At 69.4% G+C, this 15,516-nt stretch carries 10 protein-coding genes; 5 read left to right on the forward strand and 5 right to left on the reverse strand.

Annotated elements, in window-relative coordinates; all coding sequences use genetic code 11:
* Positions 1-3: 3 nt before the first annotated feature.
* The 4 genes from ACOJSN_RS00535 to ACOJSN_RS00550 form a co-directional block, all read right to left on the reverse strand.
* Positions 4-816 carry a carbohydrate ABC transporter permease gene (locus ACOJSN_RS00535; RefSeq protein ID WP_420110555.1) on the reverse strand — a complete coding sequence of 271 codons (813 nt, stop codon included), beginning with the start codon at positions 814-816 and terminating at the stop codon, positions 4-6.
* Positions 816-1,763 (reverse strand): ABC transporter permease, encoded by a 948-nt coding sequence (locus tag ACOJSN_RS00540; RefSeq protein WP_420110556.1) that lies wholly within the window; start codon positions 1,761-1,763, stop codon positions 816-818. Before ACOJSN_RS00540 ends, ACOJSN_RS00535 begins: the two co-directional genes overlap by 1 nt.
* Before the next feature lie 139 nt (positions 1,764-1,902).
* On the reverse strand, positions 1,903-4,521 hold the full coding sequence (locus tag ACOJSN_RS00545; protein ID WP_420110557.1) for a glycosyl hydrolase family 28-related protein: 2,619 nt from the start codon (positions 4,519-4,521) through the stop codon (positions 1,903-1,905).
* 151 nt (positions 4,522-4,672) lie between these two features.
* The gene (locus tag ACOJSN_RS00550; RefSeq protein WP_420110558.1) at positions 4,673-6,223 is read right to left on the reverse strand and encodes an extracellular solute-binding protein; all 1,551 of its coding nucleotides are present in this window, start codon (positions 6,221-6,223) and stop codon (positions 4,673-4,675) included.
* Between the two features lie 327 nt (positions 6,224-6,550).
* On the opposite strand from ACOJSN_RS00550, the gene ACOJSN_RS00555 reads away from it, so the two are divergent.
* On the forward strand, positions 6,551-7,921 hold the full coding sequence (locus ACOJSN_RS00555) for a hypothetical protein (protein ID WP_420110559.1): 1,371 nt from the start codon (positions 6,551-6,553) through the stop codon (positions 7,919-7,921).
* Positions 7,922-7,953: 32 nt separating this feature from the next.
* Here ACOJSN_RS00555 and ACOJSN_RS00560 read toward each other — a convergent pair whose 3' ends face one another.
* Positions 7,954-8,685, reverse strand: coding sequence for an alpha/beta hydrolase (locus ACOJSN_RS00560; protein ID WP_420110560.1), 732 nt, complete (start codon positions 8,683-8,685; stop codon positions 7,954-7,956).
* Positions 8,686-8,803: 118 nt separating this feature from the next.
* Between ACOJSN_RS00560 and ACOJSN_RS00565 the strand changes: the two genes are divergently transcribed.
* From ACOJSN_RS00565 to ACOJSN_RS00580, 4 genes are all read left to right on the forward strand, one after another.
* Positions 8,804-9,883, forward strand: coding sequence for a substrate-binding domain-containing protein (locus ACOJSN_RS00565; RefSeq protein ID WP_420110561.1), 1,080 nt, complete (start codon positions 8,804-8,806; stop codon positions 9,881-9,883).
* Between the two features lie 159 nt (positions 9,884-10,042).
* The gene (locus ACOJSN_RS00570) at positions 10,043-13,846 is read left to right on the forward strand and encodes a hypothetical protein (RefSeq protein ID WP_420110562.1); all 3,804 of its coding nucleotides are present in this window, start codon (positions 10,043-10,045) and stop codon (positions 13,844-13,846) included.
* Between the two features lie 194 nt (positions 13,847-14,040).
* A complete protein-coding gene (locus ACOJSN_RS00575) occupies positions 14,041-14,937 on the forward strand; it encodes a phosphotransferase (RefSeq protein ID WP_420110563.1) in 897 nt (298 codons plus the stop codon).
* A 158-nt stretch (positions 14,938-15,095) separates the two neighbouring features.
* On the forward strand, positions 15,096-15,233 hold the full coding sequence (locus ACOJSN_RS00580; RefSeq protein ID WP_420110564.1) for a hypothetical protein: 138 nt from the start codon (positions 15,096-15,098) through the stop codon (positions 15,231-15,233).
* Positions 15,234-15,516 lie beyond the last annotated feature (283 nt).

Consider the following 15,516-nt stretch of genomic DNA (forward strand, 5'->3'; position numbering starts at 1 on the left):
CGCTCAGCCCTTGACGGAGCCGAGCAGGATGCCGCGGGCGAAGTACTTCTGCAGGAACTGCTTGTCGGGGTCGGAGATGTACAGCAGCGCGTCGAACCAGGCGTTCCAGTTCGCCAGCGCCACCCACAGGGCGACGACGGCGAGGGCGGGCTTGGAGATCGGCAGCACGATCCGCGTCAGGATCCGCATCTCCCCCGCCCCGTCGATGCGGGCTGAGTCGATCAGTTCGCGTGGGATCGCCTGGAAGAAGTTCCGCAGGATGATGACGTTGAACGCTCCGACGGCGCCGGGCAGCACCAGCGCCCACAGGGTGTCGAGCATCCCGAGGTTGCGCACCAGCAGGTACATCGCGATGAACCCGCCGCTGAACAGCATCGAGAACACCAGCAGGAAGTTCAGTAGCCGCCGATGCGGGAACTCTGGCTGCGCCAGAGGGTACGCGACCATCGCCGTGAGAATCAGCGCGAGCGCGGTCGCCACCACGGTGCGGACGATCGTGTTGCGGTAGGCGCCGAAGATCCCCGAGTCCGACAGGATGATCCGGTACGACTCGAGGCTGAACTCCTGCGGCCACAGGTGCAGACCAGGCTGCAGCACCGCTGCCGGCGTGCTCAACGACACCACCACGGAGTAGTAGAACGGGTACAGGGTCGCCAACGTCAGCAGCACGAGCCCGGCCGCGATGACGACGTCGATCGCCCGGTCGCCCGGGGTCCGGCGCGGGCCTCGACGCTTCGGCGCCCGTCCACGTCCGCCAGCCGACGTCGCGGGCGCTGGAAGCGCCGCCGGCGCCGCCGGAGGTGCTGACACAGCCATCAGAACAGCCCCCGATCAGGGTCGAGCCGACGGACCACCACGTTGCCGATCATCACGAGGCCCAGCCCGACCAACGCCTGGAACACCGATGCCGCCATCGACAGCGAGAAGTCGAACGAGAGCATCTGCCGCAGCACGTAGGTGTCGATGATGTCCGCCACTGCTTGCGTGCCCGGCGTGGTGAGGTTGTAGATCTGGTCGAAGCCCACCGCCAGGAAGTTCGAGAGCGACAGCAGGAACAGGATCGCGATCGTGGGGAGCAGCCCGGGCAAGGTGACGTGCCGCATCTGCTGGAACCGCCCCGCGCCGTCCACCCGCGCCGCCTCATACAGCGTCGGGTCGATACCCGACAGCGCCGCGATATAGATGATCGAGCCCCATCCGATGGTCGCCCAGATCTTGGAGAGCACGAAGACCAGGTAGAAGTACTCGGACCGCAGCAGCCATGCCTCGCCCTCGATGTCAAAGAGCCCCATCAGCGCGTTGAGCGGCCCGGCCGATCCCAGGAACTGGAAGAGGATTCCCGCGAGCACCACCCACGAGATGAAGTGAGGCAGGTAGCTGAAGGTCTGCACCAGCCGCTTGAACGGATTCCACCGCAGCTCGTTGAGCGCCAGCGCCAGCACGATAGGGGCGGGGAAGACGATCAGCAGGTCGAGCGCCGCGAAGATCAGCGTGTTGCGCAGCGCGCGCAGGAAGTCCGCCCCCGCGAACAGTCGCTCGAAGTTCGCCGTTCCGGCCCAGTCGCTGCCCCAGATTCCCTCGATCACCGAGAAGTCCTTGAATGCGATGACGATCCCAGGCAGCGGGCCGTAGGCGAAGAGCATGAAGACGATGAAGCCGGGAACGAACATCGCGATCAGCGACCGGTAGCGCCGGTACGGGCTGACACGACGCCGCTGCGGCGCGCCAACCTGCCGCGTCGCGCTACTCGCCAGTTGAACCATGACCTACCAATTCCTGTCCACGTCGACCGTGCGGTGAAACGCTATCCAGCCGCGACTGTCCACCGTTCGTTTCTGCACGATCAGGCCCCCGCATCGGACAACTTCGGACATCGCGCACTGCTGCGTCCGATGGTGTGACTCAGCACGAGCCGAGCTGCTCCCACGGCCCCCACTCGGACGCCCCCGGCTCCTGGTCGCGGGTCCACCACCGCGCCTGCCAGGACGCGCCGTCGTGCACGGCCACCTCGCCACCGGTGTAGACCCACGATGGGGTCCACGCCGCCAGCTCCTCGGCTCCGCACGCTGTCGCGTCACCGACCTGCGCCCACGGCCCCACGGTGCTGGCCCCGGGCTCTTGCCCGTGGGACCACCACTGAGCGACGTAGGTAGCTACGCCGACGCTGACGCGCTCACCACCGGTGTACACGGCGTCCGCCGACCACGGCTCGGCCGCGGGCGCGGGCGGGCCGGTCACGATCGGCAGCGGTGAGACATCGGTGTCGTACTCGACGTCCACGTTGTCGAAAGAGTTGTCGTGCAGCAGCAGACCTTCGGTCTTGTCATCGAAGCCGATGCCCGTGTCGAGGTTGATCAATTCGTTGCCCTCGAACAGCACCGACCGTGCCACCGTGAGCGCGGGCTCGTTGTTCGCCCACACCGCATATAGGCCGTTACGGTCCGGCGCCTCGGAATAGTTCCCTGACGGCGGCGTGGGCAGCACACCCGTGATCGTGTTGTCGCGGTACTCCTGCCCGTAGGCCAGCACACCGAGCAGCTCCGGAGCAGTGCCGACGCCCAGGCGGGTGCCGATGCTGCCGTGGCCGGACAGCGGGGAGACCCCGGACACGGTGTTGCCCACCACGGCGTCATACATGCTGATGTTGTGACGGGGCAGCGTCGAGTGCGCTGTGTTGATCATGATTCCTTCGGAATCGATCGTCCTGTTGTTCGCGATCACGCCGCCGTAGGAGTCGCCGTAGAACCAGATGCCCTTGGCGTTGTCCTGGACCGTGTTGTCCACGAAGGTGAGATTGGCCAGCGGCAGCATGACGACGAACGTGCTGCTGGCATCCGGCTCCACGAGCCACGCGCCGTCCACGGTGATCGACGAGGTCGCCTCGTCCAGCGACGAAACCGGGAGCATCTGCCCGGCGCCGCGCCCCTCCATGATCGCAATGTGCCAGCGGTCCCACGGGTTGTTGTTCGTCAGCCAGTCCGTCGACCCGACCGGGTCGACGACGAGGGTGTCGCCCGAGACCGAGACGACCGACCCCTTGATCTTCGTGCCGCCGCCGGTCTGCTGCGCAAGGATCGGCTCGCCGTCGTTGTTGTGCGCGCTCCCGAAGCCCTCGACGTAGTTGTCGGCGACATAGATGTGGGTCTTGACCAGGATGCCGTGGCTGTCGCCGCGGGTCGCACTGGGGATGCCGATCAGCTCGTTGCCCGTGGCGGTGCTGTACTTCGCGCCGTTCGTGACCTGGCCGTCGGAGAAGTGGAACCGGTTGTCCCGCAGTGTCATGTACTCGTTGACGTACGCCTGCTGGATGTTCGCCGAGTAGCCGGTGAAGTCGTTGTCGGCGAACAGCACCCGCGACGCCGCGATGAACACGGCACCGAGGCCGCGGCTGCCGGAGGTCGGAGCCGCGGTGGTCGAGTAGTCGAGCTCGACGCCGGTGATGAAAATCCGGCTCGAGGTCCGCAACGAGGCATCGCGTGTCGCCGCGTCCCAGGGCTGCCCGAGCCAGAAGAACGTGTCGGGCAGGTTCGCGGTCGCGGAGACCTCCACCCGCAGGTCCGCCACACCGAGCATTCCGTCGGTGATCGCGTCGTCAACAGCCACGAACAGGTTCTCCCCGCCGTCACCGCTGTAGATCACCGTGGTCGCCGTGGCGCCCTCGCCGACGATCGTCACGCCCGAAGGGATTTCGATCCCGCCGCTCACCACGTACGTGCCGGCACCGAGCCGTACCGATCCCCCGCCCGCGGTGTGCGCCGCATCGACGGCGGCCTGTAGCGCGGCCCGGTCGTCCGTGGTGCCGTCGCCGGTAGCGCCGTGCTGGGCGGCGTCGACCTCGGCCCAGACGAAGTCATCGGCCCACGCGGTGCCCAGTCCCAGGGGATCGGAGCCGACCGGCACGACGTCCAGGCTGTGCTCGTGCAGCGTCACCCAGGAGCCACCGCCGTCGGTGCTGACCTGCACCTGCCAGGTGCCCGGGCTCGCCGCCGACGGGATCTCCAGCAGGAGGCTGTACTCACTGTGTTCGAGGAGCGGGACCGCGGCCGTGGCCGCTCCCTGGCTCAGCCGCACCAGTGGGATGGTCGCTCCGAGCTGCAGGTCCCTCCCCACCAGCCGGACCTGCTGGCCGGCCCACGCCTCCGGTTGGTCGATGTAAAGCGGCCGGGGTTCGTTGATCTGCGTCGAGGTGGCGCCCGCCGTCGTCGTCACCGTCGCGGTCCACTCCCCCGCCGGCAGCGACGACGGCACATGACATGTGACGTAGTGACCCGCCGAGTCGCCCCCGACGACCGGGCAGGCGATCCCGCCCGTGAGCACGACCGCCGCGTTCGGCCCCAGGCCCTCGCCCCAGAACGTCGCGAGATCACCGGGATCCACCCCCTCGGAGGTGCGGAACACGATTGGCGGGTGCGTCGGGTCGGCCGCCGCGGGATCGGCGCCGAACGGCACCGCGGCGAGCGCGGTCGCCAGGGCGAGGCTCAGCGCTGCTGAGACAGCAACCCGTGGGGTGATGACATGCATGACGAATCGACTCCCTTGTCCGTACCTGCGTGCAACGAGCGTGTGCGCGCTCGACGGCGCGTCTCATCGGGGCGCTGGTAGATCGCCGTCGGGGCGCTGCGCCACCTCGCCCCCGACGGTCGGCCGCACGGCGGCCGTCAGATCGTTCTCGTCAGCCGAGCTCGTCGGCCAGCTGCTGCGCAGCGACCTGCAGCTGCTCGCCGCCGTTCGCGTTCCACTCCGCCACGAACCCGTCCCAGTCCGACAGCGAGCGGGAACCGGTAATGAACTCGGTGTACGCCGTCACCTTGAGGTTGGTGAGGTTCGCCCACGAGGCCCCGGCACCCGGCACCGACGTCGCCTTGCCGAAGTAGTCCACGATCCCGTCGCTGGCGACGGCATCCTGCTGCGCCCGGAGCTCGGGGTCGGGCGTGTGCAGGAACGTCGAGACGTCCGCCTGCGGGATCCCGAAGTACGGGTACGGCCCGAATCCTTCGGCATCGCGCCGCGCTTTGTCGGTGTAATCCCCGAGATACGTGATCCCGCCTTCGAGACCGGCGTCGGGGTCGACGAGCTCGTAGTGCGTGCCCTCCTCGCCCGCCGCGAACAGAATCGACGTCGCCGTATCGGCGTAGATCGCCTCGAACGCCTCGAGCGCCGCTGCGACCCGGCCCGGATCTTGGGCGAGGTCGGCGCTGAAGCAATAACTGTTGCCGGCGCTACCCCACGACCACGCGCCCCGCCCACCGGAGCCCTCGAGTGCGCGAACGGCGTCGAGCCGGGCATCCGGGTTGGTGCTGCGCGCCACGTTGACGGCACTGTTGGGATCACTCTCGTCACGGGCGTTGGCAGCGACATAGTCCATGAACGCCACCTCGCCGCTGGTGAGGCGGGCTGCCTGCGCGCCACCCTCGGTCGTCGAGAACTCCGGGTCGATGTAGCCGGCCGCGTACCAGGAGCTGAGCAGCTCGAGCGCCTCCCGGGCCTCGTCGCGGACGGCACCGTTGATGATCCGACCGTCGACCATCTGCCAGGCGGTCGGCATCACGCCGAAGGAGCCGAAGATGGTGTGGAAGGCGGCGAAATCGCTCGCTCCCAGGGAGGTCATGCCGATCACGCCAATCTCTTTGAGCGCGGCGAACGCCGACTCGGCCTCCTCGATCGTGGTCGGGGTCTGCGTGATCCCGGCCTCGTCGAGCAGGTCGCCGCGCCACATGCTCGAGGAGCTCCAGCGACCGCCGCTGAAGTACGTGGGGATGCCGAAGTTGGCGCCGTGAGTGAACTGGTAGTTCCACCCTTGCGGCCAGAGCTCGTCGATCGCGCTCGAGAGCGTCGGCGCGTGCTCGGCGATGGTCTCGCGTGAGACCTCGCCCAGCACCCCCTGCTGCGCGAACTTCTGCACCTCATCCGGGTTCGCGACCCACATGAGATCCGGGATATCCCCTCCGACCAGGAGCGACTGCAGCCGCGTGCCGTAGTCGTCGTACGCGACCGACACCGTGGTGAGGTCGAGGTCGAAGAGCTCCTTCGCCTTCGCCACCACGAACGGCTCGTCGCCGAGCACCATCGGTCGGCCGGACCAGAAGTACTCGCGGGACGGCTCGCCGGTCGGGCTGCCTCCGCCCTCCGGTGATCCACCGCCGCAGGCGGTCAGGACGGAGGCTCCGATCCCGAGACCGGTCAGCTGCAGCAGCGAACGGCGGGACAGTCGAGTGGTCGTCACGAGGAACTCCTTGATCGGAGGTGATGGGTAGGGGCGTTGATGGGGGCGACCGGTGTGATCGGGTAGTTGGAGAGCCATCACACCCGCTGGGGCGTCGAGCTCGACGTCGAGTCCATGTTCGTCTGTCCGGTCGTCCTTGACGTTGTCGGCAAGTTAGTACCCGATCGGACGCGGAACACGAAACAGACCTGGAAGCCGACAAATCCGGACAGCACCACCGAGAACGTGGCCAGGCTCGCGGATGCGGCAGCCGACCCGCCCGAGGAACGGACATCTTCGGACACGCCGCTCACGTCCTCAGCGACGACGCACCTACCATCCGCTGCCATGACCGCAACGCTTGGACCCCACCTCGCCTCGGCGGACCCGCAACTGGGAGAACTCCACGCCACCGCGATTGCGACGATCCGGTCCAACGTCGCCGCGACCGACGCCACCGAGGTGCTGTGCGCCGGTGCCGACTACCCGACGCCATGGACCCGGGACGCCGCCATCAACTGCTGGAGCGCGGTCAGCCTGCTCGACCCGAACCTCGCCGAGCGAACCCTGCGCGCGGTCTGCGAGCTGACGTCGTCGGGCGAGATCATCGCCCAGGACGACCAGGGGTGGGACCAGGTGATCTGGATCCACGGCGCCCGCAGGCACGTGCAGATCACCGGCGACCACGCGTTCCGGCGCTGGGCCGCCGGTGTCGCCGTCCGCAGCCTGCACGTCCTCGAGCACCGGTTCCGACACGATCTCGGGCTGTACCTCGGCGGCGCCATGATGCAGGACGGCATCTCGGGCTACCCGTTCCCCGCCGACGACAACGCGACCGACTCCTCGTTCGTGCTCGACCACCCCGACGCGCACGAGATCGCCGCGCTCTCGACGAACATCCTGTACGTGATCGGGCACGAGGCCGCGGCCGAGCTCGTCGTCGCCGATGCCGAGCGCCACCGGCTTCGCGAGCGCGCGGCCCGACTCCGATCCGCGATCCGCCGGCACTTCGCCGTCGGCGGCCGGTGGGCGTATCTGCGGCTGCCGGACGGCTCGCTCGACGTCTCTCAGGAGTTGCTCGGCCTGGCGCTCGGCGTCGAGCATCGGCTCTTCGACGACGCCGAGACCGATGCGGTTATCGGTGGTCTCGCCCGAGAGCCTCGAGGCCCGGCCCTCGTGGCGCCGCACTTCCCTCGATACTCCGACACCCACCCCGGCCGGCACAACGTGATGCTGTGGCCGATGGCGATCGGCCAGTGGGGCGCGGCGGCGGCGGTCCGCGGGCGGCACAGCGAGCTCGATCGCACGCTGGGCGAGCTCACGTCGCTCGTCTCCGGCTCGAACGGCCGCTTCTACGAGGTATACGACGCGCGCGACGGCCGTGTGAGCGGCGGGTGGCAGGTCGGCCGGTGGTGGACCTCGGTCTCGGATCAGACATGGTCAGCGACGGCGTACCTCCGCCTCCTCTACGAGGGCGTCGTCGGTATGAGGTTCGACGACGACGGGTTGTCGTTGGTGCCGCACCTCCCCTTCGGCGTGGGTGAGCTCGTGCTCACAGGTGTGCGGTGGCGATCCCGGGACCTCGACATCCGGCTGCGCGGGGAGGGGTCCTCCGTGGTGTCGGCGACGGTCGACGGCGTTGCCTCAGGTCCGCACCTGCCGATCCGTGTCATCGACACCTGTGGTCCGTGCGAGATCGACGTCGTGCTAGCACCGTGAGGAGCGACGACGGCGGCCACGACGGCCACGCGTCAGCGCGTCGAGACGCCGTGCTCGGCCAGCCAGCTGCTGCAGTCCTCACGCCACCTGCGTGTGCGCGGCACGGTCGCGTCACGAGTCACGCTGAGCCCGTGACCGCCGTGCGGGTACAGGTGCAGCTCGACCTCGGCGCCCGCTGCGACCAGGGCGGCGCCAAGCCTCAGCGACTCGTCGGCCGGCACGCTCGGGTCGGGAGCCGTGTGCCACACGAAGCACGGCGGCGTCTGAGACGTGACCCGGTTCTCCAAGCTCAGCGAAGCCGGGTCGTCGGGGTCGGGGCCGAGCAGCGAGTCCCCCATGCGTCCCATGGGCCGGCGATGCACCGACACCACCGGATAGCCCAGCACGGCGAGGTCGGGCCGCGCCGACTCGGCACCGGACGCGAGCGAGGCGATGTCCTCGGAGGTGGCGGTGGCCGCCAAACCCGCGAGATGACCGCCGGCGGAGAAACCCATCACGGCGATGGGGCCGTCGACCACCCCGCGCAGCTGCAGCACGGCGTCGAGGACCGTGGCCAGCGGCGCCGGGTGGCGGGCGGGGTCCACCGGATACCGGAGCCAGCCGCACGGAAAGCCCTCCGAGGCGAGCCAGTCGCACACGGGTTCGGCCTCGCTGGGAGACAGCGAGAGATAGCCACCACCCGGCAGCACGAGCACGAAGCCGTGATCGGGTCGCGGCCCGGCGATCACGTTGAGATCGGAAGGCACCGCGCCAGCCTCTCTCATCTCCGGCTCCACGAGGCCCGGGATTGCGGTGCCGCTGTCAATTCGTCGAGAATGCCCGGACGATCGGGCATGGAAACGGACATATTCACACATGCGCCCGACGGACAACGGAGTACCGGTGGATCCAGACCGTAAGCACATCGCGGAGTCACGGCACGCGTTCATCATGCGCGAGGTCGAGTTGCGTGGCACGGTCCGGATCGGTGAGATCGCTCAGCGTCTGGGTGTCAACGACGTCACCATCCGGCGCGACATCATCGAGCTCGACCGGCGTGGCCAGCTCACCCGAGTGCACGGCGGCGCCGTGCGCAGCGACGCCACGACCAAGGTCGAGGCCGGCAAACTGCTCATCGGCGTGATCGTGCCCAACATCTCGACCAACTGCACCTCGATCGTGCGTGGCATGGAGGTGCACGCACGATCGGCGCGCGCCCGGCTCGTGCTGGGCAGCTCGCACAACGAGGTCGAGACCGAGCAGCAGTGCGTGGACCGGATGGTCGGCCTGGGTGTCTCTGGCATCGTCATCGCACCGACGGTCAGGGGCACCACACTCGACGCCGTCTCGCGTCGCGCTACCTCGATCCCGGTGCCCGTGGTGGTCCTCGAGCGCGATCTCTCCAACGTCCTCGACGGCAACCGGCTCGACAACGTCCGGGTGGACCGGAACCACGGCGTCGCCCTCGCGCTGCGGCACTTCCAGCGCCTCGGCCATGACGCCGTAGCGCTCGCGATCTACGACTCGGTGCTCGTCGCCGACCAGATCCGAGACGGGTTCCACGGCGCCGCCGCGCATCTGGGCCTCACCCACGAGATCGACGTGTCGTTGCCGTACGCCAGCGAGCGTTCCGAGGATCTCACCGGCGCGATCGAGAAGCTGCTGGCACGGTGTGCTGAGAGCGGGACGACGGCGCTGCTGGTGCATGCGGAGGGGCACGCCGGCCGCATCGTCGACGTCGCGCTCAACCTCGGCATCCGGATCCCGGAAGACCTGGCGATCGTCTCCTACGACGACATCCACGCCGACCTGGCCGCCGTGCCCCTCACCTCGGTCTCGCACCCGAACGCCGAGCTCGGCCGGGAGGCGCTCACGCTCCTGGTCGACAGGATCGACGACGTCCGCACCAGCAGCACGCCTCGGCACATCATGCTGCTCCCGGAGCTGACGATCCGCAGCTCGTGCGCGGCTGCCGTGGCGTGAGGCAGGAGGCTCGCTGCAGCGTGTCCGGTTCTGTCCGGTCTCTCTCCGGCAGCTCGCCGGTGCCCACACGCCGTTGTTAGGTTGCCGGCCACACACACGCAAGGATGCCTGCCTCATGCCACCCCACTGCGCTGCCATCCCCGGTGGCCGCGATACGCGATGCTGACCACCCGCACCTGCGGCGACACCCTGGAGATCGAGCTCGTCGACGACCTGCGGCACCCGGCCTTCAGCTGGCCGCGCTCGCTGCTGTGCGTCGAGCTGCCCGACGGCGTCGCCCTGGCTGACCGGCTCGCCGTCCTGGATGACGACGGTACCCCGGTCGGTCAGGTACCGGCACAGACCGTCGGGACCGAACTGCACCTCCTCGCCGCGATGCCCACGGCGAGCCGGCAGCGCTGGCGCACCGGAGCCGATGCCGCCCTGCCCATGCTCGAGCACCCCGCGGCGGTCAGTGGCGAGCGGACGTCGTCGGCGATCCGACTCGACAACGGGACCATCCAGGTCGAGATCAGCGCCGCCGTCGAGCACCTCAGCTACCGGGTGAGCGCTGACGGCGAGGAGCAGCTGGGCGCCCGGCTCACCGGGCCAGCCATCATCGAGCGCGAGACCGAGCTCCTCGATGCGGGTCCGTTGTTCGCACGAGCGATCCAGCGCACGACCTTGGCTGACGGCAGCCAGCTCCTGCTGGAACTGCGACTCGTCGCGGGCGAGGACACCGTGCAGGTACGCGAGCTCATGCAGGGGTTCAGCGGCGGAACCTGCCACCTGGAGCTCACCGCGCGCGCCGGGCTCACGCACCGCGTGGCACCGAACCGCCCGATGACCGACCCCGAGCAGCTCCGCTCGGCGATGCGCCACGACGGCACGCACCGGCCCGACGTCCACGGCAGCGTCAGCGAGGGCTGGGAAACGCTCGGCTCGGACCTACGGGAAGACGGCGAGCTGCCGTTCCACCTCCGACCGTTCCAGGCCTGGAACACCTGGTGGCGACTCCCCTGGGCGGCGTTCTGGACGGAGGGCAGCGAGCGGCCGGCCGTCGGTGTCTACGTCGACGACATCACCCGCTGGCGCGACGGCCAGTACGCGGTGTGGGGATCGTCGAACACCCTCGCGGTGCGCTTCTACCTCCGCGACGGACACCTGGTCTGGCGGCTCCCGCTCGCCGACGGCGAGCGGCAGCTCAGTCTGGCCGTGCTCGAGCGCACCGGGTCCGGCGATGCCGGCACGGGCATCCGTACGGCGATGGCCGACCGGCTGCGATGGAGGTCGTGGATCCCGCTTCAAAAGGTCAGCGGCTGGGTGCTCGGGCACCGCGAACCTCGCTCTGCGTACCCGCGCGTGTTCCACGCCGAGGACCATGGGTTCCCCGGGGATGCGCAGGTGCGGCTGGCGCGGCTGGTCGAGCTGCTCGACGGCGGCCAGCGCACCCTGGTGGGGACCGCGATCGACGGCCCGAGGTCAGCGCCCGGGCCGGCGCCGGTGGAGTCGAGGACGGTCGCGACCGTGCTGGCGCCCCTGTTCGACCAGCTCGCGGCGGATCTCGACGACGACCTGTTCGATCTCGGCAGCGCGTCGCTGCAGTTCCTGGCGTACCTGTGCCACGACGAGATGCTGATGCCGACGCGGACGATGCTCGCGGGGCACCCGAACTTCCTGTCGGATGTTCTCAGCCAGGTGATGCTGCTACCGCTGCTGTTCCCGCATCATCCGGCGGCACGCGAGATGGCGGATCACGTCGAGCACGTGATCGCGCTCAACCTTCGCCTGCACACGCGTCCGGCGGTCCAGCCGTGGGGCACGCACGCGGGCCGCTGGACCGAGAACCTCGGCACCTATGCCTTCACGCACCTGGACAACGCCGTCATGCAATCGGCCTATCTCCGGCGGCACGTCGACCAGCGGAACCGCCTGGCGCGGGCCGAGCTTCGCGATCTCGCCAACTGGCTGATCAACACCCTGTCGGTGCCTCTGCGCCGGTTCGACGGGTTGCGCGCCTACCCGCCGGCCGGCGCCCATTCCTACGCCGGGCCGGTGCCGCGCATCTTTCGGGTCCTCGCGGAGGAACTGGAGCGGGTCGACCCGCTGCTGAGCGAGCACCTGTACTGGACGGCGCCGCCCTTGGACTTCGAGTGGGCACCGCGAGGTGCGGAGATCTTCGATCATGCGGGCCTGCTGCGGCGCGGCACGCTGGATCGTCGCGGCCTGCCGCCGGAGCTGCCGTCACGTGCGTACACCGGCTTCGGCGTCGTCATGCGGGCGCGGCCGCACACCGAGGACGAGGCGGTCGTGATCCTGCAGCAGATCGACGACGGCCCCAACTACCGCTGGGGGCGGGCCGCGCGCGGCGGCAACGGTTGCCTCTACTACGCGGCGGCCGGCGAGAGGTGGACGCACACGGGCGCCGAACACGTCGGTGACGGCCTGTACGGCGACGTCGAGGCGACCACCAACTTCGGTGTGAAAGCGCCGGGCGGCTACCGCGATATCGGGGAGTACCGCGCGATCGGCCGGGGCGACCTCGACTCCGCGCTCGTCGATCTCGACCTCGCGCGCATGGCCGTGCTGACGGCTGCTCCCGACGTAGCGCCGCTGTACCGCACGCGCAGCGTGCTGATGGTCGACGCCGACTACCTCGTGATCCTCGACGACGTCCCCGACGAGCAGACCGAGGCGCGGCTGTCCTGGTTCGTCGATGTCGACGGCGACTTTCCGTACATCGCGCAGCTGAAGCCGGGCGCGGCATACGTCGAGGTCGACCCCGAGCGGCGCCCCCGTGAGCAGCGTGGTCGCTACCCCTTCACCCGCGGCCGCTACTACGACGGCCGAGGAACGTTCCTCACCCTCGTGTCGCATCGCGACGACGTGAAGGCGGTCGCAACACCGTGGGGCGCGACCGTGGCCTCAGCGGAGGGCACCGACCACGTCGTGCGGTCCGCGACGCCGCTGGAGCACACCTGGTCTGGTGTGACGGTCGTGGCGGAGGCCGCCGTCATCCGCGAACGTGACGGGGTGCGGCGAGCCGCGCTCGTGCGAGGGAGTCGAATGAGAGTTGGTGAATTCGCGGCCGAGATCGACGGCGACGCCGGCATCGACATCACGACCGGCGAGGGGGGACAGGTCAGCGGGTGGCTCGCCGTCGCGGGGCTGCAGGCACACGTCACGGTGTCGTTCGCTGCTGGGCAAGGCCGCCTGTACGTTGATGGCGTCGCCCGCTCGCCGGAGGGCCAGGACGGCCGGGCCTCGGTGGAGCTGGACCTCGAGCGAGGTCGGTACAGGTGGGAGATCACCGGCACCGATCCGACTCCTGCGCGTCCCGTGATCGGCACGGTCGTCCGGCGGTCAGACGGGTACGAGATCGCGGTGGAGCAGCTGGCCAGTGTGACGGGATACGAGGTCGTCGACCATGACGGTGGGTGCGTGCTCGGAGCCGCGCCGGGCCCCCGGATCACGATCCCGGTTCCGACGTCGACTCGCGCGGTGCGCGTGATCGCGCGTGCCGGCACGGCGGCGAGCGAACCGAGCGATCCGTATCCCCTGCCAGCTCGGCCCGGGGCGCCGCCCCCGCCCGACGGTGTGGTGCTGCACCGCGGCGGCAACGGCCACACGGTCACGTGGGGATCGGTGCTGGGCGCGGCCCGGTACCGAGTGGTGAGTCGGGGCGGAACGACGGACGAGTGGATCATGCTCCTCGAGACCGAGAGCACGACGGCTCGCATCGGTCCCCTGCAGCCGGAGGTGGAGATCGCGGTCGTCACGATCGACGGGGTCGGTGAGAGCCGGCCATCCGCACCGGCGTCGGCCCGTCAGTTCGACTCCGACGTCGCCCGCGCCCTTGAGACCGCCGTCTTCACACGCGCCACGGAGAGCCACGAGTGCGGGTACCCCGAGTACGACCCATGGGTCGAGGACAAGCTTCCCGTGCTCACCTATCCCAACGAGACATCGCCCGAGCACATGTGAGCAGTCGCGCCCTCGATTGGCGAGGCCGCGCCGTCGATGGGTTCGGCTCAAGAGAGGCGCTGCGCCAGCGGCTCAGAGCTGCTCGGCATCGCCGGCCCACCCCGTCAAGTTTGCTGCTCGACGACCGGGGATCAACCGTCGTTTCATCCACATAGTTTTAGGACGGCGCGGCGATCCGCTGGCAGGCTTGAGACGTGCTGCCTGCGAGCATCCCCCACAGCCTGCTCATCGGACTCGGCCCGAGCGATTCGACGGTCCTCGATGTGGCTACCTCTCCGATGAGTGCGAGCACCGGCGCGGCGACGGCTGGCGTCGACCTGCTGACGGTGCGGCTCCTCACGGTGTCCGGAGAGGCCGTGACCCGCCGCGTGGTGCGCAAGCGGCTGCGACCGCTCACGGCCGGGCGACATGCTCAAGCCTCCCGTGCGCCGAACCATTGGGCGTACTGGCGGCGCGAGGCACTGGCGTACGAGAGCGGCCTCCTTCCTCGCGGCCCCGGCCTCACGGCGCCCGATCTGCTCACAGTCGACAGCGACACCATCTACACCTCCGAAGTCGTCGGCGAGCGCGAGGACGCGGCGGTCGCAGCAGAACGCTTGGGGCGGTGGCAGGGCGTGACCCGCGTCCCGGACATTTCGTGGCTGGCGCGACACCAGCTCGCTCAGCGCGTCGCCGTGACCACGCTCGACTGGAGCGGCCTCGAGGCCGACCCACGGCTGGTCGCTCTCTGGGACCGACGTGACGAGATGCTCGCCGAACTCGAGACCGTGCCGGTCACGGTGGTCCACGGCGACTACTCCGCGGGCAACCTCTTCGCCGTCGACGGCGGTACGACGGTCGCGATCGATTGGGCGACGTTCGGCGTCGGCCCCGTCGGCGCCGACCTCGCCTCGCTCACGCTCAGCACCGGGACCGACCAACTCGATGCCTACGCGAGTGGACTTGACGGCGTGATCTCACGCTCCGATATCGAACGGGGTTACCGGGTCGCGCTCGGGCTCGCACATGCGAGCCGAACGCACTGGGCACTCGCCCAGGGCCGGCCGACTGACCCGACTCTGACCGACCTGGTCCTCGGCATCGTGTCGTGATCGAGGGCGGCTGCCGGCTGCTGTCTCGGGAGTACTGATCTGTGCCATGGTGCTCGGATGACGCAGGATTCCGTGCGGACGTCCACCCAATCGAACAGCATCGCGCGCCGTCCGACGCAGCCCTCGCCCGGACCCGCCACGGCGGCGACCTCGCGCGGATGCGGCGGGCGAACGGGTACTCGAACGCGACATGGGTCGGCGACGGCATCGCGGTGCGGATCGCGCACACGGCCCGCGACATGGCTGGTGAGGTCGCGCTCGTGCGCGCGCTGCCGCGAGAGGTCGGGCACCCCTGAGATCCTCGGGGCGGGCTCGACGAAGGGCCATGGCTGGATCGTTACTGCGGAGGTACACGGCCAGAACCTGCACGAGGCATGGCCGACCCTGACGAGTCGGGAGCAGCAACGAGCGGTCCACCAACTGTGGGCTCGAGCTGAGAAGGTGCATGGTGCGACGTCGTCGCTCAGGACGCATGTGGCCCCGCACGGGGGCTTCGTCCCGGCCACGCTCGAGGCCGCCAGGGCAGCGGCCACACGCGCCGAAGCCGCGCTGGAGCTGCACCGCGCCCAGCGGTCGCAG

Source organism: Pseudactinotalea sp. (assembly GCF_048594945.1).
In the GTDB taxonomy this organism is placed as follows: domain Bacteria; phylum Actinomycetota; class Actinomycetes; order Actinomycetales; family Beutenbergiaceae; genus Pseudactinotalea.